We start from the raw sequence: 21,281 nt of genomic DNA, 5'->3' as shown, positions 1-21,281 counted from the left end.
GGTAGTGGACTTGCGGGAAACGCCCGCCCAGCAGCGGTTACGGCAGGAACTGCGTGCCTGCTTCGCGGGACTGCTGCCCGAGGACAAACGCCGGGCGGCGAGCGAGGCGGGCGCCGGCGGGGACTTGTTCCGCGAGGTGGTGCGGATGCTGGGCAAGGACGGCTGGCTCGGGATCGGCTGGCCCGTGGAGTACGGCGGGCAGGGACGGCCGATCGAGGATCAGTACGTGTTCTTCGACGAAGTGCAGCGAGCCGGGCTGCCGTTCCCGTTCGTCACGGTGAACACGGTCGGCCCCACGCTCATGGAATACGGGACGGAGGAGCAGAAGAGCGCCTACCTGCCCGGAATCCTGTCCGGCGACATCGTGTTCGCCATCGGCTACACCGAACCCGAAGCCGGAACGGATCTCGCTTCGTTGCGGACACGCGCGGTCCGCGACGGCGACGAGTACGTCATCGACGGGAGCAAGATCTTCACCACCGGCGGGAACACCGCCGACTTCGTCTGGCTCGCCGCCCGCACTGATCCCGCCGCGCCGAAGCACCAGGGGATCTCGATCCTGATCGTTCCCTGCGACGATCCCGGCTTCGGCTGGAGCCCGATCAGGACGGTCGGCGGCATGACCGTGACCGCCACCTACTACAGCGGCATCCGGGTCCCGGCGGCGAACGTGGTCGGTGAAGTCGACCGAGGCTGGAAACTCATCACCGCCCAGCTCAACCACGAGCGCGTCGGACTGGCCGCGCTGGGCGGCCGGATGATCCAGCTCTGGGACGAAACCCTCGCCTGGGCCAGGGAAACCGGCGTGCTGGCGGAGCCTTGGGTGCGCCATGAGATGGCCCGCAGCCACGCCAAGCTCGAAGCGATGCGGTTGCTGAACTGGCAGATGACCGCGGCCGTCGCCGACGGCACGCTCACCGGGGCCATCGCGGGCGCGGCCAAGACGTACGGCACCGAAACCCATATCGAGGTGCAGCGCAGTCTCAGCCAGGTGATCGGCGCGGCGGGCCGGATCCGGCCCGGTTCGCCCGGCGCCGTCCTCGGCGGCCAGGTCGAGCAGCTTTCCCGGCACGGCATCGTGAACACCTTCGGCGGCGGGGTGAACGACATCCTGCGCGACCTCGTCGCCACCCAAGGGCTCGGCCTGCCGAGGTCACGGCGATGACGTCCGATGAGGATCGTCTGGCCGCCTTCACCGGGGAGGTACTGGTGCCGGGCAGGATCGCGCCGGACCCGGTCAACCGGCCGATGATCCGGCACTGGGCGGAGGCGATGGGCGACGGCAATCCGGTCTACGTCTCCGACGAAGCGGCCCGGGCCACCGGACGCGACGGTGTCGTCGCGCCCGCCACGATGATGCAGGCCTGGACGATGCGGGGCTATGCGGCTTCTGCGGTCGAGGGCCCGTTCGACGAACTGGTCGCGCTGCTCGCGGAAGGCGGCTACACGTCCGTCGTGGCGACCGACTCCGACCTGAGGCTGGTCCGGGAGTTGGTGCCGGGTGACCGCGTGAGCGTCGAGGAGGTGGTCGAATCCATCTCGCCGGAGAAGGCCACCGCACTCGGCGCCGGCCGGTTCGTGACCACGGTCAAGACCTACCGGGACGCCGACGGCGAAGTGGTGGCCACCCAGCATTGGCGCACCTTGCGTTTCCGGCCGGTCCCAGCCCGGGAACCGCGACCCCGGCCGGCGCTCAATCCCGACAACGCCTTCTGGTTCGAGGCGGCCCGTGACCGGCGGCTCGTCGTCCAGCGCTGCACCGGATGCGGGACTCCGCGCCATCCGCCTGGGCCGTGTTGCCCGGAATGCCGGTCCTTCGACTGGGACACCGTCGAAGCATCGGGGCGGGCGACGCTCTACTCGTACGTCGTGGCGCATCACCCGCGGCATCCGGCGTTCGAGTACCCGTTGCTGATCGCCCTCGTGGAGCTCGGCGAAGGGACTCGGCTGATCACCGATCTGACCGGCGTGACCGCCGACGAGGTGACCATCGGCATGGCGCTGGAGCTCGACTGGCAGGAGGCAGGCGACGGTCTCGTGCTTCCGGCTTTCCGCCCTGTACCCGAGAAGGAACGGTAAATGGATTTCACCCTGGACGAGGATCTGCTCGCGGTACGCGAGCTCGCACGCACGATCTTCACCGACCGCGCGACGACCGAGCGAGTGCGGGCGATCGAGGCGACGTCCTCCCACGTCGACGAGGACCTGTGGCGGGCCCTTGCCCAGGCGGACCTTCTCGGCCTCGCACTATCCGAAAAGGACGGTGGTGCCGATCTTGGACTGGCCGGATTGGCCGTGCTGCTGGAAGAACAAGGCCGGAACGTCGCCCCCGTACCCCTCTGGCCGCACGGTGTCGCCACCTGGGCGGTCGCGCGCTACGCCGAGCCCGGGGCGCTGGCCCGGGAAGCGGCCGAGGGCGAGGTGCGGCTCACCGTTGCCCTCGAAGAATACGGCCGCTCGCCCTGGGAGCCCGGCTGCGTGGCCACCTGTGCCGACGGCATCTGGCGGCTGACCGGCACCAAAGCCGCGGTCCCGTCACCGGCGGGCGCTGCGTACGTCGTCGTTTCCGCGACAGGCCCCGACGGTCCCGCGATGTTCCTGGTGCCGGCCGAAGGCGTTTCGTGGCGGGAGTCCGAGACCACCGCGCACGAGTTCGCCGGTGACCTCTCGCTGTCCGGAGCCGTGGCCCGCCCGCTGGGCCCCGCCGCGTTCGGCGCCGTGCTGCGCGCCGCGGCGGTCGCGATCGCCGCTGTCCAGCTCGGCGTCGCCGATGGCGCGCTGCGCCTGGCCGCGTCCTACACCTCGGCAAGGGAGCAGTTCGGCCGTCCCTTGGCGGCTTTCCAGTCCCTGCGACACCAGCTGGCCGACTGCTTGATCGACCTCGACGCGATGCGCGTGACGTTGTGGCAGGCGATCCAAGCCGTCGACACCGATGACGCGGAAGCCGAGCGAGCGGTTCAGGTCGCCTCCTGGTGGCGAGCCCAAGGCGGACTCGACGTCGTCTACCGGGTGCAGCACGTCCACGGGGGCATCGGGGTCGACGTCGACTATCCGGTGCACCGGTACTTCCTTTGGGGGCGTCAGCTCGCCGGCACGTTGGGCGGCCCCGCGGCGGTGCTGTCCCACCTCGGAGACGTCCTGGCGGCGGGGGAGGTGAACGGATGACGGCCGTGGGCGATCGGTTGCCATCGCTGGAGATCCCGGTGACCCGCACGATGATCGTGGCTTCCGCGATCGCCTCACGCGACTACCAGGACGTGCACCACGACCCGGCGCTCGCGATCGAGCGCGGTTCACCGGACGTGTTCATGAACATCCTGACCACCAACGGGCTCGTCGATCGCTTCGTGACGGCGTGGGCCGGGCCGTCCGCGGTGGTCAAACGGCTCAAGATCCGCCTCGGTGCCCCCAACCACCCTGGCGACACGATGGTGCTCACGGGAACGGTGACCGCGATCGACGCGGACCGCCTCCAAGTGGAGGTCCGCGGCGAAAACGGGCGAGGCACGCATGTCAGCGGAACGGTGGAAGTCGAGGTCGGACGATGAAGCGAACCGCGATCGCGGGAATCGGCGCGACCGAGTTCTCGAAGGCGTCCGGGCGGAGTGAGCTGCGTCTGGCGTGCGAGGCGGTCTCGGCCGCGATCGAGGACGCCGGGCTCCAACCGTCCGAAGTGGACGGCATGGTCACCTTCACCGCCGAGTCCAGCGCGGAGATCCACGTCGCGCGCAACATCGGCATCGGGGACCTGTCCTTCTTCTCCCGGGTGCCGCACGGCGGTGGTGCCGCCTGTGGCACTGTCGCGCACGCCGTCGCGGCGATCACCGCGGGACTCGCCGACGTCGTGGTGTGCTGGCGTGCCTTCAACGAACGCTCAGGGGAACGCTATGGGCTCGGGCAGGCCGACAGGCCGCTCGACGTGAGCGCGGACCGCGCCGCGTACTCCTGGATGACCCCGTTCGGACTGTCCACCCCGGCTCAGTGGGTGGCCATGTCCGCCCGGCGGTACATGCACGAATACGGGGCAACCTCCGAGGATTTCGGCCGCGTCGCGGTGATCGACCGGGCGCACGCCGCCACCAACCCGAAGGCCTGGTTCCACGGCAAGCCGATCACCCTCGCCGAACACCAGGCGTCGCGGTGGATCGCCGAGCCACTGCACCTGCTCGACTGCTGCCAGGAGACCGACGGCGGGCAGGCGCTCGTGGTCGTGTCCGCCGAACGAGCCCGTGACCTTCCACATCCACCGGCGTACGTCCTCGGCGCGGCGCAGGGCGCGGGACGGGACCAGCACATGATGACGTCGTACTACCGCCTCTCGATCTCCGGTATCCCCGAACTCGGCCTGGTCGCGGACCGGCTGTGGGCACAGAGCGGGCTCGGTCCCGCCGACATGGAGGCGCTCGTGCTCTACGACCACTTCACCCCGTTCGTCCTGCCACAGCTGGAGGAATTCGGCTTCTGCGGGCGCGGGGAGGCCCGGCATTTCCTGGCCGACGGACATCTGGACCCCGGCGGACGGCTGCCGCTCAACACCCACGGCGGGCAGCTGGGCGAGGCCTATCTGCACGGCATGAACGGGATCGCCGAAGCGGTCCGGCTGGTGCGCGGCACTTCGGTGAACCAACCGGCGTCCGCCAGGAACGTCCTGGTCACCGCCGGAACCGGAGTGCCGACCAGCGGTCTCGTCCTCGGTGCCGCCACATGAACGCGGGTGAGTGGATGGGCCGCCCGCTGGGTGAACGGACCGTCGCCTACGACGAGCGGGACGCGATCCTGTACGCGCTCGCCGTCGGAGCGAAGGCGGCTCAGCTGGACCTCGTGTTCGAAGAACGGCTACGGGTTCTGCCGACCTTCGCGCTCACGCTCGCCCAGTGGGCGCCGGACGCGCTCGGGTCGGCCGGTGCGTTCGACACCGGTACGGCGGTGCACGGCGCGCAAAGGCTGGAGGTCCTGCGGCCGCTGCCACGTTCGGGAGAGCTCGTGATGAAAGCGTGGGTGCGTGACGTCTGGGACAAGGGGTCCGCGGCGGTCGTCGAGGTCGAGGTCGAAAGTCACTGTTTCGTGGCGACCTGGTCGATCTTCGCTCCAGGGGCCGGGGGATTCGGCGGGGACCGCGGACCGTCCGCACCACCGCGCCCGGCAACGCCCGCCCGCCTCACCACGCAGGTCCCGACCGGTGAGAACCAGTCCGCGCTCTATCGCCTGCTGGGCGATCGTCACCACATGCACGTCGACCCGGAAGCCGCGCGGGCGGCCGGTCAGCCCCGGCCGTTCCTGCACGGACTCTGCACCTTGGCCGCCGTGCTGTTCCCGCTCGCGGCCGAGGCGGGCGCCCATCCCGCTGATCTGCAGGGGCTGGCCTGCCGGTTCGCCGGGCCGGTGTTCCCGGGCGACACGGTGGAGGTGGCGTTCCACCCTGGCGAGACGGCGACGGGATTCGAGGCATCGGTCGGGGACCGGCCGGTCCTGACGGGAGGAGAGGTGAGGTTCCGGTGAGCGAACTCGACGCGATCGGTACCGCCGACGCGATCCGAAGCGGCGCTGTCAGTGCCCGGGAGGTCGTCGAGGAGGCGATCGACCGGATCGAAAAGCTCGACCCGATAGTGAACGCGGTCGTGAGCTCACGGTTCGAGCAGGCGCTCGCCGAGGTCGACGGCGGTCTGCCCGCCGGACCGCTGCACGGCGTGCCCGTCCTGATCAAGGATCTGGGTGCCACGGTCGCCGGACTGCCGTCGACCGGTGGGAGCCGGTTGTTCGCCGAGCGGATCGGCGATCGCGACAGCGAATTGGCCGCCCGCTATCGTCGCGCCGGGATGGTCGTCCTGGGCATGACCAACACCGCCGAGCTGGGCAAGAACGCGAGCACGGAGCCCGTACTCTTCGGCCCGACCCGCAATCCTTGGCGCGCCACGCATTCGGCGGGGGGATCGAGCGGCGGATCGGCGGCCGCCGTCGCCGCCGGACTGGTCCCGGTGGCGCACGGCAGCGACGGCGGCGGGTCCATCCGGATCCCGGCCGCGATGTGCGGGCTCTTCGGCCTCAAACCCAGCCGCGGCCGCGTCTCGCCCGCGCCGTCTCCCGCGTCGTTCGCCAACCTGGTCTCGGTCCACCACGCGCTGACCACCACGGTCCGCGACAGCGCCCTGCTCCTCGACATCGCCGCGGGACCGCTCGCCGGGGACGCGTTTTCCGCCCCCTCGCCGGATTCGAGCTTCCTCGACGAAGTGACAACCCGCCGCACGCTCAGGATCGGGCTCGTCACCGCACTTCCCGGGCTCACCCCGGAGCCATCGTGTGTCGCGGCGACCGAAGGCGCCGCCGCGTTGTGCGAGACGCTCGGCCATACGGTGGTGCCGGTCGCGGCGGGCTACGACCCCGCCGAGGTCGCCCGCGTGGCAGGCGACGTGATGGGAGCCGACCTCGTCGTCACCGTCGAAGACCGGCTGGTGGAGCTGGCTCGCGACTTGCGCGACGACGATCTCGAACCGCTCACCCGGGTGCTCTACGAGCATTACCGCGGCCTGTCCGCCGCCGACTTGAATCGCACGCTGCGGCGCGCACAGGGGATCGGCTGGGAGGTCGGACGGGCGTTCGGCGAGGTCGACCTGGTGCTGACCCCGACACTGGCCCGGCCGACCCCGCGCCTCGGCGAGCTGGACACGTCCCGGCCCGAGACCATCTACCGGCACGCGGCGGTCTACGCGGCCTTCACCTCGGTCTTCAACCTGACCGGCATGCCCGCGATGTCCGTGCCGTTCGGGTCCACTTCGGACGGACTGCCACTCGGGGTGCAGTTCGCCGGTGACCTCGGCGCGGAGCCGCTGCTGCTCGGGTTGGCCGCGCAGATCGAGGAGGCCGCGCCGTGGCAGAGGACGGTCCTTCCCATCTCGCCATGAGAACCGGCTACCTCATGTTCAAGGCGAGGTCGGCCGCGGTCCAGGCCATCGCGACGGCGCCGTCGAGCACGGCCCGGTCGGCCGCCGGGGTGACGCAGGCCGCGGTGAACTCCGGCTGGTGATTGACCGCGGGAGCGCAGTCGAGGCCGAGCATCGGGTGGATCGAGGGGATGGCGTGGGAGACGTTGCCCATGTCGGTGGCGGCGCCGACGACGCCGCGCGGAAGATCGGGGAAGACCCTGCCGAGAGCCTCGGCGTTGGCGCGGTAGAGCGTGAGCAGCGCCGGATCGGGCCGCAGATCCGCGTAGTCCGGGGCGACCGGGCTGAGCGACAGCTCGCAACCGGTGGCCACCGCGCCGGCCTCGAAACACCGTGTGACCCGCTCCTTCAGCGCGGCCAGTTCGTCCAGGCTTTCGGTCCGGACGATCCAGCGGCCACGGCTGGTGTCGGGGATGACGTTGGCCGCGGAGCCGGCTTCGGTGACGACGCCGTGGATCCGGTCTCCGGCGGTGGTCTGCTGGCGCAGCAGCCCGATGGACACCTGGGCGACGGTCATCGCGTCGGCGGCGTTGATCCCGAGCTGCGGATACGCGCCCGCGTGCGCGGGTTTGCCGCGGTAGGCGACATCGACCTGGGCGACCGCCGAGCCCGGCATCGCCGCCATCTCCACGGCCGCCGGATGCACCATCATGGCGGCGTCCATGCCGTCGAACGCGCCGCGCTCGAGCATCAGGACCTTGCCGCCCCCGCCCTCCTCCGCCGGTGTGCCGAGCACGGTGACGGTCAGCCCGAGATCGTCGGCCAGGCGAGCCAAGCCGAGTCCGGCACCGACCGCGGCGGCCGCGATGACGTTGTGGCCACAGGCGTGCCCGATGTCCGGCAGGGCGTCGTACTCGGCGCAGATCGCGACGTGCACCGGGCCCGAGCCCACGGTGGCCCGGACGGAGGTGGGCAGGTCGTAGCAGCCGTGCTCGACGTCGAAACCCGCGTCGGAGAGCGCGGCGGCCACCCAGGCACTGGCCCGGACCTCTTCGAAGGCCAGTTCCGGGTGTGCGTGGATCCGGTGCGAGAGCGCGAGAAGACTGTCGGTCTCCGCCCGGATCCGTTGCTCGATCGCGGTCTTCGGATTCACGCGTTCTCCGCCGCGATGTGGACCGAAGCGGGACGGGTCGCGGCGTCGAAGGCGGCGTGCGCGCCGGTCGCGCCCATGCCGCTCTCGCCCGAAGGTTCGTACAGCCGCTCGGGGCCGCCGCCCTGCCACTGGTTGACCCAGGTGACGCCGGCCGGGATGCGGGCGGCGGCGTCGACGTGGTCCGGGTCGGCGGTGTAGACGGTGGCCGCGAGTCCGTATTTCGATCGGGAGGCGCGTTCGAGGCCTTCTTCGAACGAGTCCACGACGACCACCGGGGCGACCGGCCCGAACGTCTCTTCGGTCATGACCAGCATCGAGTCGTCCACGCCGGTGAGCACGGTGGGTGGGTAGAAGAAGCCTTTTCCTTCGGGGACCACGCCGCCGGTGCGTACCTTCGCGCCTTTCCGCACGGCGTCCTCGACGTGCCGGGCGACGACGTCCCGCTGCTGCCTGTCGACCAGCGGGCCGAGCATGACCCCTTCGTCCAGGCCGTCGCCGAAGGCGAAGCTCTCGGCAGCCGCGACCAAGGCCTCGATGAACGGCTCGGCGATGGCGCGGTGCACGTACACGCGCTCCATCGACGTGCAGATCTGCCCGGTGTTGATGAACGCGCCGAACGCGACGGCGCCCGCGGTGGCGACAGGGTCGACGTCAGCGTCGACCACGACAGGGTCCTTACCGCCTAGTTCGAGGACCGCCCGGCGCAGCCGTTCGCCTGCCGCGGCGCCGACGCGCTTGCCGGTGGCGACCGAACCGGTGAAGTGCACCAGCCGGATCTGCTCGTGTTCGGCCAGCGGCGCCCCGGCCCGGCCGTCGCCGAGTACCAGGTTCACCACCCCCGGCGGGAGATCGGCCAGTTCGAGCAGCCGCGCGACCGACAGCGGCCCGCGTTCGGACGGCTTGATCACCACGGTGTTCCCCGCGGCGAGCAGCGGGCCGACGGCCGCGAGCACCGCCGTCACGGGGAAGTTCCACGGCGTGATCACGGCCGTGGCGCCCAGCGGATGACGCAGGATCCGGGTCCGGCCACCGTCGGGCCGGTCGACGATCTCTTCGAAGTCGTAGGAGAGCGCGTCGGCGGTCGCGGCTCGCAAGCCGGCGACCGCGCCGTCGAGGAAGGTCCGGCCGATGCCCAGCGGTTTGCCCATCTCCCGGCATTCGAGGTCCACCAGTTCGTCGCCGTGCGCGGCGACGACGTCGGCCCAGGCGGAGATCCGGGCGACCCGCTCGTCCAGCGGCGTCGCGGCCCAAGCCGGGTGTGCCGCGACGGCCGCTGTCACGGCGAGGTCGACGTCCTCGGCCGAACCTGCGGGATGGCGGGCGATGATCTCTTCGGTCGCTGGGTTCACCAGATCCAGGAGGACGTCGCCACGCGAGTCCGCCCACTTGCCGTCGATGAGGTTCTGCAGGGTCTTCATGAGGTTCCTCGGAAGTCGGGGGATGGGTCAGCCGAGCCGGTCGGCCATGAGTTCGCCGGCCATGATCGCGGCGAGGTTGGTGTTGGCGCGGGGGACCGACGGGAAGATCGACGCGTCGATCACTCGCAGGCCGTTGAGGCCGAGTACTCGGCAGTCGGGGTCGACCACCGTGTCGGCATGCGCGGGGTCGCCCATCCGGCAGGTGCTGGTCCCGTGCTGCGAGTCCCCGACGGTGGCCAGCAGGTGGTCGTCGAGCTCGCTGTCGTTGTCGAGGGCGGCGAACAGGGCCTCGTTCGCGCGTTCGAGCGAACCGCCGAGGATCGGGGCGGTCTCGTCGCTGCGTGCCAGCTCGACCAGTGCCCGCACGCCGGCACGCAGCCGCGGGAGGTCTCGCTCGTCGGAGAGCATGCGCTGGTGGACCAGCGGCTGGGCGTCCGGGTCGGCCGAAGTCAGGCTGACCTCTCCGCGGGAATGGTTGTGGTTGAGCCAAACTCCGTAGGAGCCGGCCCCTGCCCCGGTGTTCGCGAACGCCATGGCGAGCACGCTCTGGTTCATCGAGACGAACATCAGGTCGCCTTCGGGTGCGCCTGGGCCGCTGGTGAAGCGGACACAGACGTTGGTGTGCCGGTCGCCCGGCGTCTTGATGGCCGCCGCTTCGGTCAGCGGCAGCTGGATCATGGCGATCGGATGGTCCTGCAGGCCGAGGCCGACAGGGAGGTCCGCGCGCACGTCGATATCGAGCGAACGCAGCTGCCCCGCCGGGCCCACCCCGGAACGCAGCAGGATCGACGGCGAGTGGATCGCGCCCGCGCTGAGGACGACCGTATCGGCGAGCTCCGTCGTCGCGACCCCGCCGCTGATCACCCGGACACCGATCGCGCGGCTGCCCTCGAAGAGCACCTTGTCCACCAACGCGTCCCCGCGGATGGACAGATTCGGCAGTTCCCGGGCGGGTTCGAGGTACGCGTCGTTGACCGACACGCGCCGCCCGTCGCGGGAGTTGATCGGGTAGGGCGAGACGCCGGTGGCGTCAGGGGCGTTCACATCGGGCGCCCAGCCATGGCCCGCGGCGATCGCCGCGCGGTGCAGCGCGGTGTCGACAGCGCCCCATTCCTCTTGCGGCGTACGGTAAATCGGCGTCGGGCCGCCGCGACCGTGGTAGGGCTGGTCGCCGAAGACCTCGTCGTCCTCCAGCTTGGCGAAGTACGGCAGGACATCCGCCGGTGCCCAGCCGGGCACCGCCCAGTCCGTGAAGTCGGCCATCGGCGGGCGGATCGCGATCTGCCCGTTGATCGAGGAGCTGCCACCGGCGCCCCGGCCACGCCAGTACGGCGCCGGGGACTGCTTTTCCGTCCGGGTCGAGTCCAGGCCGGCCCACACCATGCCCTCGGCCGCTGTCGGGTGCAGCAGGGCGACGATCGGGTTGGGGGAGCGCCACGCCTCGTGCATCTCGGCCGAGCGGTAATCGCGGCCCGCCTCGAGCAGCAGTACCCGCTTGCCCCGTTCCGCCGACCGCACGGCGAGCGCCGCTCCCGAGGATCCGGCGCCGACCACGATCAGGTCCCAGCCGCTGTCCACCATGTGCCTGCTCCTTCGCCCCGTCTTCGTCGCGGTTAGAATGAGCGCCAGCCGTACGTTCAGTCAAGAGTGAACGTTCAGTTTTTTCTGAGCTATAGTGAGGGTGTCGATGACCGACGGTCGGCCCGGTGAGAACGCGCTCATCGAAGACTTCGGCCTGCGCATCGGCCGCGCCATGGGGTGGCCACCGATGGCGGGGCGCACCAGCGGCGTGCTGATGCTCAGCGAGAAACCTCTTACCCTGGGCCAACTTCAGGAAGCCCTCGACGCGAGCAAAGGCTCGGTGTCGGAGATGACCCGGCTGCTCATGGTCAACGGTGTCGTCGAGCGCGCCAAGGAACCCGGCAGCCGCCAGTTCGTCTACCGCTGGCGCGACGACGCCTGGATCGGCTGCCTGCGGCACCAGGTCACCATGACCCGCGAGCTGCTGGAGCTGGCCGAGAACGCGCAGGAGCGCGGAAAGCACCTGCCCGCCGAGCAGCGCGGGCGGCTGCGCCAGATGCGCGACTACTACGTCTTCATGACCGAACAGCTCGAAGCGCTGCTGGTCGAATACACCGGTCAGGCGAAATCCGGAGCCTGACGGCGCCTCTCGGTCACGCAGAGTTCGGCTGGGCAGGGTGTCGTACTGCTCTCGGTAGAAGCGGGCGAACCGCGCCGCGACCGGGAAGCCCCAGGCGGCGGCGATCCCGGCGACGGTGGCCCCCGTGGTGGGATCGGCGGCCAGCGTGATCGCCTCGCTTGCGTGGGCGTCGATGTAGGCGACGGCGCGGCGCAGCATGGCCGGATGCGCGTCGTGGTTGTCCGCGGCCGTGGGCCGCAGGAGCACGTTGTTCGGCAACGTGCGCAGGACGGTGGTGGCCAGCAACTGCGACGCGGTCGACACGATCAACGGCCGATCCGAGTCAAGGTCGGTGAGGCACAGCCCAGGTCCTTCTCGTTGCGGAGTTCTAATCTTTCCCGCGCTGGACGGCTTTCAGTACCCGGTCAAGTCCGAAGTCCCAGGCTTGCTCGATGTCGCCGCCCAGCCGGAACGCTCCCGCGAGTTCGATCGCGATGAACCCGTTCGCCCAGGCCACAAGCGTCTGCGCGGCCGGCATCATGTGCTGTGGTCCGGCCAATTCGGCGACCAGGCGCAGCAGCGTCACCGAGGAGCGCTCGTATCGTGTGGTCGCGCCGGGCACCGCCTGCGGCAGGTACATGAGTGTGTAGGCGACCGGGTTGGCATGGGCGAATGCGCGGTAGACGCTCGCCACTGCCCGTAGGTCGGCGATGGGATCTCCGGACTCGGCTGCCCCGTCGATGGCCGCGGTCAACTCGTCGGTCACGTCCTCGAGGATGAGTCGGAACAGATCGGAGCGGCTGCGCACCCGCTTGTACAGCGACGGAGTGCGCACCCCGACCGCATCGGCCACATCGCGCATGGTCAGCGTATCCATACCGCGTTCTTCCAGCAGGCGGCGTCCGGCCGCCACGACGGCGGCGGTCGAGGTCTGCGCGTGGGCGGGCATTCCAGCCTCCTGTCACCAGGTCGTCATCGTGTTCGCGGTCACTTGAAGGCTAATAGGTGTAGCTATCCGAGGGCAACCGATGTAGCTTCAAGGCTAATGATGTTAGCCGTCAGCAGGAAGGTGTTGCCATGCGAATCGCCGAGGATTCAACTCGGAAGTTGCCGATCCGGTTCCAGCGGGCCGAGAACTTGATCATCGCCGCCGCGGTCGTGGTCGGCTTCGTGTACTTGGACTTCTCCTGGTGGTGGTTGCTGGCGTTGTTCCTGGCATTCGACGCGTCAGCGGTGGGCTACTTGGTCAACGAGCGCGTCGGGGCCGTCTGCTACAACGTGGTGCATTCGTATTTCGCCCCCGCCGCGCTGTTACTCGGCTATGTGCTGACCTCGGCCGACTGGTGCGCGTTTCTTGGGCTGGTGTGGGCTTTCCACATCGCGTGCGACCGCGCACTCGGTTACGGCCTCAAGTTCGCGAGCGGCTTCCAGGACACCCACCTTGGCCGGGTCGGCAAAGGCTGAGTCCGGCCCGTGCTCAGCGCCTCGTCTCGTATCGGGTCAGCATCACGCCGCCGGGAAACGTCCGGGTCTCCACCAGGGTCAGGGTCACCCAGCTCTCCAGCGCGGTGAAGAACGGTGTGCCGCCGCCCACCAAGACCGGCACGGTGACCAGCACGTACTCGTCGATGAGCCCGGCCCGCATGGCCGCTCCGGCGAGCGTCGCGCCTCCGATGTCCATCGGGCCGGCGTCTTCGGCCTTGAGCCGGGTGATCTCGGTGACCGCGTCGCCGGTGACCAGGCGGGTGTTCCAGTCGACCGTGCTGGCCGTGGAGGAGAACACCACCTTCGGCATGTCCCGCCAGCGGCGGGCGTACTCGATCGCCGCCGGTGTGGCGCCGGGCTGCCGGTCGGCGGTCGGCCAGTGGGAACTCATCGCTTCCCACAGCTTGCGCCCGTACAGCGCCAGGCCCGTCGCGGCCACTCGGTCGGACCACCACTGGAACAGCTCGTCGCTCGGCGACGAGTCCGGTCCCTCACCCCCACTCCAGCCGAGGTCGTCCCCGGGCGCGGCGATGTAGCCGTCCAGGGTCACGTTCATGCCAAAGGTCAGTTTCCGCATGGCGTCAGCTTGCCGTGAGCCGGTATCACTCGTACAGACGAGCGTGGCTCGAAATTCGATCTCGCCGGTATTGAGTCGGCGGGTACAGAGGCCGGCCGTGGCAGCTGTCAGGGAGCGATGGTCCGGGCTGGTCGCGCGGCTTGGTCGGGGTTTCGCCGGAAGTGGTCGAGGGTTTCGCAGTCGCAGGAGCCCAGCACCTTCACCGCGGATCGGGAGAGCGGGCCCCAGGCAGTCCTCGGGCTTCGATCCAGTCCCGGGTGGCGGGGAAGGTGAACAGGTGGTGGCATGCCGCGCTCGCCAGGCGTTCCCGCAGGTGCTCCACGAGTGCGTGGCGGTCGTCCGGGGTCAGGTCGAGCCGTCGGTCCGCGCGCCGGACCCGGTCCGCGTGGAACTCGTCCCGCCGGGGCGCGGGCGGCCTGGTCGTCGATCTCCAGCAGGCCGGTCTCGAAGCCCCACGCCCACACCGTCCCGGTGGCGAAGAAGTACTCGTCGCGTCCGGGACGATCTCCGGCCCACAGGTCCCGGGCCTCGTCCTCCGACAGCGAGGGGATCGTGCTCATCGGACCCCTGCTCCTCGTCGTCCGCCGTGTCGCAGGCGAAGCCTAACCGACCGCTCAGCGGCATGAGAGTGCATGCCAACTCTCAGGCGAGGGTGGCGCCGTAGGCGGTGAGCACGGGGCGTAGTGGCTGGAAGAAGCTGACTTGGCTGTTCCCGCCGGACAGCACTCCGTAGCCGACGCCGGCGTAGAACAGCGGGCCGCCGCTGTCGCCGCTCCCGATGGGGATGTCGGTGGCGATCGTCCCGATGACCTGTTTGCCGTTGCCGAAGTTCACGGTCTGGTTGAGGCCGAGGACTTTCCCGCACGTCTTCTTCGTGGTCATGCCGCTCTTGCACACCCGTTGACCCACCTGCGGGGTGCCCGCGCGCAGGATCCGCTGGGTGCTGCCGTCGTAGAGGTCGACCCGGCTGTGCCCGGAGCCGGAAAGGTCCCGGACACGGCCGTAGTCGGTCACCGGGAAATGGGTGTCCACGTGGGGGCCGATACGTTGCCAGTCCAGCCCGTGTTCGGTGCAGTGCCCGGCCGTGAGGATGTACCGGACGCCCTTGACGAGGATCGCGAACCCCGCTGAGCAGTAGTACGGTTCACGGCCGGGTCCCGGCGAGACCGTGTACATCGCGTCACCGCTGTTCACTGCCGGCTGCTGTGCCGTACCGACCGCGGACGGCGCCGCGGAGGCGACCGGGCAGGCCGGCAGAACGGCCGCGGCCGCGGCGATCAGCACCCCGGCCTGTTTACGACGTGAGCAGCCAAACATCGTCATGTCCTTCCGTCCTGTGAAGACTGGATATGCGACCAGTCCAATGCCGCGCGGTCCGCGACACAATCGGAGTCAGCCTGACGAGTGATCAGAAGCCGTCGGCCGCCATGATCCGTGTACGGTCACCCTCCGGCAAACGAATCGTGTATGCGGGCAGGTTGGCCGGGAGCGGGACACGCTCCCGGCCACCGATCCGCTACGCGGGCAGGGTTTTGGTCCACTCGGCGTCGACCCTGGCACCGGCGGGGTCGGCCACCTTGTACACCGCCCCGTCCAGGGTGATGAAGACCGACGTCCCGTTCACCCGGCCGGTCTCCGGATCGACGACGAGCCGCTCGCCCTCGGGCAGCAACAGGCCTTGCCCGCCCGGCACCGTGCCGAGGTTCTGGACACCGGGATAGCCGGCGATCATGCGGAAGGCCGTGGCCCGGACCTCCGGCTTGGCCGGCAGGGTGGAGACCAGTGAGATCAACGCCTGGAAGGCGGCCTTCTCCCGGTCACTCGCGGTCAACGGGCCCGCGCTGGTCCTGGCGTCGCTGCGCTTGAGGGCCTCGGCGATCCAGGCCTTCAACGCGACAGGGTCCGTCGGCAGGGCACGCAACTGCTCGAGGGTCAGATCGACGGCGGCCATCGAGAACGGGGCGGCTGAAGGCTTCTTCATCGGCGTGACCTTGCCTCCTGTCTTCACTCCCCGCATCCACGACTGACCGTCCGGCTTGATCCAGTACTCGTACCCACTCGAAGCGGCAGCGCCGTCCACCTTCACGTGCCAGTAGGTGCCGGACCCCTCGGGGGAACGCTCGGCGGCGGTGGCGGCCGCGAGCAGGATCTCCTGCCCGCTGACCGTTCGCACCGGCGGAGCGTCGACCGGTGCGGCCGGCATGGCCGCGATTGCCACGGCGGCAGCGGCGGCCGTGGCAATCGCGGCCCCCGTGACCAGCCATCCGGTCCGCCGCCGGGAGGCCCGGCCGCCGTGTATCCGGTTCTGGAGCCGGTGCCGGCTGCGGTCGACCACCTCCCGGGACGGCTCGTCCGGGGCCAGCGCGGCGCGCAGCGTCTGCAGATCATTCATCGAGTGCCTCCGGAGTGAGGATGAAGTTGAGCTTCTTGCGTGCACGGTTGAGCCGGGAACCGACCGTGCCGGAGGAGATACCGAGTGCCGTGGCCACTTCCTCGTATCCGAGCTGGCCGAGCGCCACGAGCAGCAGCACGTCCCGTTCCCCGGCGGACAGCCGCGACAGCGCGTTCGCGAGTTGAGGAAGCAGCCGCCGGGCGGCCACCGACTCGACCACCCTGCTCTCGTGCCCCTCGACCGCCGGTGCGACGTTCACCCGTGCCAGCGCCCGATAGTGGCGAGCCTCCTTACGGCGGTGCCTGGCCACCAGATTCGTGGCGATGCCGAACAGCCAGACCCGCACCTCACCGCGTTCGGCGTCGAACGTGCCGCGCCGGTCGAACGCGACGAGGAACGTCTCCGCGGCGATGTCCTCCGCGGTCTGCGCGTCCAGCCGGCCGGCCACATACCGGTAGATGGCCGCGAAGTAGCGATCGTGTACTTCGGTGAACAGTTCCGGGTCCTGCGACAACCGGGCGGCCAGCTCGGCATCGGTCACCTGCTCGCCCGTTCCCGCTGTCATATGTCCCCCTCTGACATGTGGATCCTTTCCGTCGACGGTCAGCTTTCACCACCACTTCGCCGTCGGCCGGTTTCTTCTTCCCGCCCGACTTTCGGGTCTACACGCGGGTGTGGCGGGCCACTTACCATGAGTGTGGTCTAGACCTCTCATGAGAGGAATCTTGCGATGAAGTTTTCCCGCTCCGCCGTCAAAGTCGCGGTGCTGACCGCTGTGCTCGGTACGGTCTCGGTGTTCACCGCCGTCCCCGCTCTCGCGCACGGCTCGATGGGCAACCCGGTCAGCCGGATCATGCGCTGTTTCCAGGAGGGTCCGGAGAACCCGAAGTCCGCCGCGTGCAAGGCCGCCATCGCGGTGGGCGACAGCTGGCCGATCTACGACTGGGACGAGGTCAACATCGGCGACGCCAGCGGCCACAGCCGCGAGATCATCCCTGACGGCAAGCTGTGCAGTGCCGGCCGGGGTAAGTACAAGGGGCTCGACCTGGCCCGCGCCGACTGGCCGGCGACCACGATGCCGGGCAGCGGCCCGTACACCTTCAAATATCAGCTGACCGCCGCACACCCGGGCACCTTCGAGCTATACGTCACCAAGCCGAGCTACGACCCGACGAAACCGCTCAAGTGGTCCGACCTGGAAGCCACTCCGTTCTACAAGCAGGACAACCCGCCGATCGTCGGCAATGCCTACCAGCTCAAGGCGAACCTGCCCGGCGGGCGCACCGGCAGGCATCTGATCTACTCGATCTGGCAACGCCACTGGCCCGACTCCGGCGAGGCCTTCTACTCCTGCTCGGACGTGATCTTCACCTGATCCCCACGGCCCGGCCGACAGCGGTGGCGAAGACCGCTGTCGGCCGGCCATTTCGACAGGTCGAGCGTGCCGGATGAGCTCAGCGACCCGCGCGCCCTTGCGGCGAACCACCGTCGAAGGTGCCGCGCATCCAGTCGTTCATCAGCGCCGCCGTATGCGGGGCGTGCTCCTCCATCATGGTGAAGTGGTTGCCACGGGTGATAACGGCCGTGTGCTCGAAGGGCCACACCGGTTCCCAGTCCGGGGGCCAGTCCTGCACGGGGTCGCCCGCACGCACGAACAGCACCGGGACCGGCAGGTAAGTCGGCGTCCAGTCGAAGGTCCCGTACTGCAGCATCGCGGTGATCCAGCTGTCGTCGGTGGGCACCACATAGCTCGGGTCGGCCATCCGGAGCTGCATTTCGTCACCGAGACCCGGCAGCAGGCGGACCAGCCGCTCGTACTCGCTGGGGAGATAGCTGTCCAGCACCACCACTCCGGCAGGCGGTGTGCCCTGTTCGTGCAGGTGCTGTGCGAGCAGGTGGGCGACGAGGCCGCCGGCGGACAGACCGGTCAAAACGAAAGGCTGATCTCCCAGCTCGGCACGCAGACTGGCGGCGTGCGCCGCCAGCAGCATCTCCCGGGTCTTCGGCAGTGCCTCATCGCCGCGGAATCCCGGTTGCCGGAGCGACCAGACATCCCGTTCGCCTTGGAACGCCTTGGCCAGGCGCGAATACTGCACCGGATCGGCCTGTCCGGTGATGGCGGGGACGCACACCAGCGCCGGTCGCCCGGGGCCACTGGCCAGCCGGACCGGGCGGGCCGGATGCGGCAGCTGTTCCAGCGAGCCGAAAAAGGTGCGGTTCCTTTCCCAGCCTGAGACCCTGATGCGCAGAAACCGCTGTCGGAAGTCTTCCCGGTCCTCGTCCTGGACCAGGTCGTCTTCGCCCCTGCCCATGAGCTCCGCCAGATACTTGGCCAGCATCGCCGGGGTCGGGTGGTCGAAGGTGACGGTCGCCCGCAGCCGCCGTCCCAGCGCCTCGGCCAGGTGGTTACGGATGCGGACCGCGGCCAGTGAGTCCACCCCCATCTCCAGAAACCCGGCGTGCCGGTTGAGTTCCGCGGTATCGACGTGGCCGAGGGCCAGCGCGACCTTGTCCAGCACGAGGTCGAGTAGTGCGCGCTCCCGGTCCGGCCCGCCGAGCAGGTCGAGCAGCGGGCGCGGCCGGTCCGGGGTGTCCGGCCGGTCCTTGAGTTCCCGCAGCAGGGGCCGGTCCTCGGCGTCGTCCAGTGTGAGGCGAGCGGGCACCAGCACAGGGTCGGCGAGGGACACTGCGGCGTCGAACAGGGCAAGAGCCTCCTTGGTGGACAGCATGTCCACTGACGTCCGGAGGTGGCTGGTCAGGTCGCTGCGCTCGGCCCACAGGCCCCACGCGAGCGAGATCGCCGGCAGGCCCTGGCTGCGACGGTGATGGGCCAGCCCGTCGAGGACCGCGTTGGCCGCCGCGTAGTTCGACTGGCCCGCGCTGCCCGCGGTGGCGGCGGCGGAGGAGAACAGGACGAACGCCTTGAGCGGGAGCTCTTTCGTCAGCTCGTGGAGGGCGATGGCCGCTTCCGCTTTCGGTCGCATGACCGTGTCCAGACGGTCCCCGGTCATGGTCAGCATCACGCCGTCGTCCAGTGCCCCGGCCGCGTGCACCACGATCGTCGGCCGATGGTCCGCGAGCACGCGGGCCAGGTGCGTCCGGTCGGTCACGTCGCAGGCGACCGTGGTCGCGACGGCACCGACCTCGGCGAGCGCGGTCACCAGTTCCGGCGCGTGGCCACCTCGGCTGAGCAGTACGAGCCGCCGCACCCCGTGCGCGGTGACCAGATGCCTGGCGAGCAGCCCACCGAGGGTGCCGGTGCCGCCGGTGATCAGCACGACGTCGTCGGCATCGGCGAACCGCGCCGGGGCCGGCGGGACGACTCGCACCAGACGGCGTGCCAGCACCCGGCCGCCGCGCAGGGCGAGCTCCGGTTCGTCGGCGGCCAGCGCGGCCGCGATCGTCAACGGGGTGATCTCGTCGGCGTCCAGCAGCACGAACCGGCCGGGCTCCTCGGTCTGGGCGGAGCGCACGAGACCGGTGACAGCCGCGCCGGCCAGATCGCTGACGTCCTCGCCTGTCACGGCCGCCACCGCGCCCGAGGTGAGGAACACCAGCCTGGACGCGGCGAACTCCGGACGCGTCGTCCACCACTGAGCCAGCGACAGCGCGCGATGCGCCGACTCCCGCAGCGTGCCGGTGCCGCCGGCGATGAGCACCGCGTCCGGCACGGGCAGACCACCGGAGACCGCGTTCTCGAGCGCGTCCAGATCACGGAAGACCGGGAACTGCCCGGTCTCGATCCCGACGGTGACGACGACTTCCGAGGCCGTGCTGACAGCGGTGCGCACCTCGACCCATCTGCTCCGGAACAGCGCGTCCCTTGGGGCCTCACGGTGCGCGACGGCCGGTCGCAGCACCAGCGAATCCACCGACAGCACCGGCGCGCCCGCTCCATCGGTCACGTTCAGCCGCACCGAGTCGTCCGCCGAGCCCTGTAGCCGTACGCGCAGCATCGCCGGTTCGGTGGCGTGCGAGCTCACCCCGGCCCAGACGAACGGCAACACCGGTCCGTCCGTCACAGGTGCCGAACCATCGAACCCGAGGGCGTGCAGGGCGGAGTCCAGCATCGCCGGGTGGATCACGAAGCCTCGCTCGTCCACCGGGCAGTCCACTTCGGCGAAGACTTCCTTGTCACGCCGCCAAACCGCGCGCAACCCTTGGAACGTGGGGCCATAGTGCAGCCCGCGCTCGACCATGGCGGGGTAGATGCCTTGGTGCGCGACAGGTTCCGCACCCGCGGGCGGCCACTCGTCGATCGCGGCCGGTTCGATCCGTTCAGGGCTCAGCGTTCCGCCGCCGTGGTGTACCCAGTTCCCACCGTCCACTTTGGCGTGCAGCTGCAGTCCTCGCCGTCCGGTGCCGTCGGGCGCGCCCACCCGCAGCTGCACGGTGGCGGCCGCGTCGTCCGGCACCACCAGTGGCCGGTCCAGAGTCAGTTCCTCGACCGTGGGGCAGTGCGCGGCCGTGGCGGCACGCAAGGCGAACTCCAGCCAGGCGGTGCCGGGCAGGATCACCTCGTCCAGTACGCGGTGATCGGCCAGCCATGGCGACGAAGTCACCGACAGGCGGCCGGTCAGCACCAGTTCGTCGGTGCCCGCAAGTTCGACCGGCGCGTCCAGGACCGGGTGCCCACTGTCGCGTGTCTCTCCCGGCGTGACCCAGAACCGTTTGCGTTCGAAGGGATAGGTCGGCAGCTCGGTGAAACCCGGAGTCTCCTGGCCCGCCCACGCGGTCCACTTCGGACAAAGACCGCGGACGTGGAGTTCGGCGAGTGCGGCGAGGAAGGTGTCACGGCCGTTCTCGCCGCGGCGCAGCGTCCCGGTGACCACGGCCCGGTCGCCGACGGCCGCGATCACCGAGTGGACGAGTACGGGGTGCGGGCTGACTTCGACGAAGAAAGTGTGCTCCGGCAACGGAAGCCCGGCGAGGGCCGCATCGAAACGCACGGGCATCCGCAGGTTGCGGTACCAGTACCCCGCGTCCAGTTCGGGCCCGGCAAGCACGGTCGCGGTCACGGCGGAGTGGAACGGGATGTCGGTGTGCCGGGGTGAGATCGGGGCCAGTTCGGTGAGCACCCGTTCGCGGACCGACTCGACCTGGGGGGAGTGGGACGCGTAGTCGACAGCCAGCCGCCGCACCTGGACCCCGGATCCGGCCAGCTCCGTCAGCAGCCGGTCGAGCGCCTCGATGTCCCCGGCGACCACCGAGGACTCCGGTCCGTTCACCGTGGCGATC

At 69.9% G+C, this 21,281-nt stretch carries 20 protein-coding genes; 10 read left to right on the top strand and 10 right to left on the bottom strand.

The window, feature by feature from the left end:
* The first annotated feature begins 4 nt into the window (after positions 1-4).
* From ACFOSH_RS33675 to ACFOSH_RS33645, 7 genes are read left to right on the top strand one after another with little or no spacing between them, the layout of a single operon-like run.
* Positions 5-1,165 (top strand): acyl-CoA dehydrogenase family protein, encoded by a 1,161-nt coding sequence (locus ACFOSH_RS33675; RefSeq protein ID WP_378243894.1) that lies wholly within the window; start codon positions 5-7, stop codon positions 1,163-1,165.
* On the top strand, positions 1,162-2,079 hold the full coding sequence (locus ACFOSH_RS33670) for a bifunctional MaoC family dehydratase N-terminal/OB-fold nucleic acid binding domain-containing protein (RefSeq protein WP_378243892.1): 918 nt from the start codon (positions 1,162-1,164) through the stop codon (positions 2,077-2,079). The genes ACFOSH_RS33675 and ACFOSH_RS33670 overlap by 4 nt, the downstream gene beginning before the upstream one ends.
* The gene (locus tag ACFOSH_RS33665) at positions 2,080-3,165 is read left to right on the top strand and encodes an acyl-CoA dehydrogenase family protein (protein ID WP_378243890.1); all 1,086 of its coding nucleotides are present in this window, start codon (positions 2,080-2,082) and stop codon (positions 3,163-3,165) included.
* Entirely contained in the window at positions 3,162-3,548 is a 387-nt protein-coding gene (locus ACFOSH_RS33660; RefSeq protein WP_378243888.1) for a MaoC family dehydratase, read from the top strand. Before ACFOSH_RS33665 ends, ACFOSH_RS33660 begins: the two co-directional genes overlap by 4 nt.
* Complete coding sequence (locus tag ACFOSH_RS33655) at positions 3,545-4,708, top strand: lipid-transfer protein (RefSeq protein WP_378243886.1); 1,164 nt, start codon at positions 3,545-3,547, stop codon at positions 4,706-4,708. Before ACFOSH_RS33660 ends, ACFOSH_RS33655 begins: the two co-directional genes overlap by 4 nt.
* Entirely contained in the window at positions 4,705-5,499 is a 795-nt protein-coding gene (locus ACFOSH_RS33650; protein WP_378243884.1) for a MaoC/PaaZ C-terminal domain-containing protein, read from the top strand. Before ACFOSH_RS33655 ends, ACFOSH_RS33650 begins: the two co-directional genes overlap by 4 nt.
* On the top strand, positions 5,496-6,899 hold the full coding sequence (locus tag ACFOSH_RS33645) for an amidase (protein ID WP_378243882.1): 1,404 nt from the start codon (positions 5,496-5,498) through the stop codon (positions 6,897-6,899). The genes ACFOSH_RS33650 and ACFOSH_RS33645 overlap by 4 nt, the downstream gene beginning before the upstream one ends.
* A 7-nt stretch (positions 6,900-6,906) precedes the next feature.
* On the opposite strand, the gene ACFOSH_RS33640 is transcribed toward ACFOSH_RS33645, so the two are convergent.
* The 3 genes from ACFOSH_RS33640 to ACFOSH_RS33630 are packed head-to-tail and all read right to left on the bottom strand — an operon-like array spanning position 6,907 to position 11,030.
* Positions 6,907-8,031 carry a M20 family metallopeptidase gene (locus ACFOSH_RS33640; RefSeq protein WP_378243880.1) on the bottom strand — a complete coding sequence of 375 codons (1,125 nt, stop codon included), beginning with the start codon at positions 8,029-8,031 and terminating at the stop codon, positions 6,907-6,909.
* Positions 8,028-9,449 (bottom strand): aldehyde dehydrogenase family protein, encoded by a 1,422-nt coding sequence (locus ACFOSH_RS33635; protein WP_378243878.1) that lies wholly within the window; start codon positions 9,447-9,449, stop codon positions 8,028-8,030. The genes ACFOSH_RS33640 and ACFOSH_RS33635 overlap by 4 nt, the downstream gene beginning before the upstream one ends.
* Before the next feature lie 27 nt (positions 9,450-9,476).
* The gene (locus ACFOSH_RS33630; protein WP_378243877.1) at positions 9,477-11,030 is read right to left on the bottom strand and encodes a GMC family oxidoreductase; all 1,554 of its coding nucleotides are present in this window, start codon (positions 11,028-11,030) and stop codon (positions 9,477-9,479) included.
* Between the two features lie 106 nt (positions 11,031-11,136).
* Here ACFOSH_RS33630 and ACFOSH_RS33625 point away from each other — a divergent pair, with 106 nt between their 5' ends.
* Positions 11,137-11,610, top strand: coding sequence for a GbsR/MarR family transcriptional regulator (locus ACFOSH_RS33625; protein WP_378243876.1), 474 nt, complete (start codon positions 11,137-11,139; stop codon positions 11,608-11,610).
* A 367-nt stretch (positions 11,611-11,977) separates the two neighbouring features.
* Here the strand turns inward: ACFOSH_RS33625 and ACFOSH_RS33620 are convergent, their stop codons facing one another.
* Entirely contained in the window at positions 11,978-12,538 is a 561-nt protein-coding gene (locus ACFOSH_RS33620; RefSeq protein WP_378243875.1) for a TetR/AcrR family transcriptional regulator, read from the bottom strand.
* A 128-nt stretch (positions 12,539-12,666) separates the two neighbouring features.
* On the opposite strand from ACFOSH_RS33620, the gene ACFOSH_RS33615 reads away from it, so the two are divergent.
* Positions 12,667-13,053 (top strand): DUF4260 domain-containing protein, encoded by a 387-nt coding sequence (locus ACFOSH_RS33615; protein WP_378243874.1) that lies wholly within the window; start codon positions 12,667-12,669, stop codon positions 13,051-13,053.
* A 13-nt stretch (positions 13,054-13,066) separates the two neighbouring features.
* On the opposite strand, the gene ACFOSH_RS33610 is transcribed toward ACFOSH_RS33615, so the two are convergent.
* From ACFOSH_RS33610 to ACFOSH_RS33590, 5 genes are all read right to left on the bottom strand, one after another.
* Positions 13,067-13,651 carry a dihydrofolate reductase family protein gene (locus tag ACFOSH_RS33610; protein WP_378243873.1) on the bottom strand — a complete coding sequence of 195 codons (585 nt, stop codon included), beginning with the start codon at positions 13,649-13,651 and terminating at the stop codon, positions 13,067-13,069.
* A gap of 107 nt (positions 13,652-13,758) precedes the next feature.
* Complete coding sequence (locus ACFOSH_RS33605; RefSeq protein WP_378243872.1) at positions 13,759-14,211, bottom strand: hypothetical protein; 453 nt, start codon at positions 14,209-14,211, stop codon at positions 13,759-13,761.
* Between the two features lie 82 nt (positions 14,212-14,293).
* Positions 14,294-14,974: a S1 family peptidase gene (locus ACFOSH_RS33600; RefSeq protein ID WP_378243871.1), complete on the bottom strand. Its 681-nt coding sequence runs from the start codon at positions 14,972-14,974 to the stop codon at positions 14,294-14,296.
* Positions 14,975-15,167: 193 nt separating this feature from the next.
* Positions 15,168-16,043, bottom strand: a complete 876-nt coding sequence (locus ACFOSH_RS33595) for a CU044_5270 family protein (protein ID WP_378243870.1) — start codon at positions 16,041-16,043, stop codon at positions 15,168-15,170.
* Positions 16,036-16,608: an RNA polymerase sigma factor gene (locus ACFOSH_RS33590; RefSeq protein WP_378243869.1), complete on the bottom strand. Its 573-nt coding sequence runs from the start codon at positions 16,606-16,608 to the stop codon at positions 16,036-16,038. The genes ACFOSH_RS33595 and ACFOSH_RS33590 overlap by 8 nt, the downstream gene beginning before the upstream one ends.
* A gap of 165 nt (positions 16,609-16,773) precedes the next feature.
* On the opposite strand from ACFOSH_RS33590, the gene ACFOSH_RS33585 reads away from it, so the two are divergent.
* Positions 16,774-17,418 carry a lytic polysaccharide monooxygenase auxiliary activity family 9 protein gene (locus ACFOSH_RS33585; protein ID WP_378243868.1) on the top strand — a complete coding sequence of 215 codons (645 nt, stop codon included), beginning with the start codon at positions 16,774-16,776 and terminating at the stop codon, positions 17,416-17,418.
* 79 nt (positions 17,419-17,497) lie between these two features.
* On the opposite strand, the gene ACFOSH_RS33580 is transcribed toward ACFOSH_RS33585, so the two are convergent.
* The coding region (locus ACFOSH_RS33580) for an SDR family NAD(P)-dependent oxidoreductase (RefSeq protein ID WP_378243867.1) at positions 17,498-21,281 on the bottom strand (3,784 nt) is incomplete at its 5' end.

Origin of the sequence: Amycolatopsis speibonae (genome assembly GCF_042647925.1) — a bacterium.
Lineage (GTDB): Bacteria > Actinomycetota > Actinomycetes > Mycobacteriales > Pseudonocardiaceae > Amycolatopsis > Amycolatopsis speibonae.
This window is presented reverse-complemented; position numbering and strand designations above follow the sequence as displayed.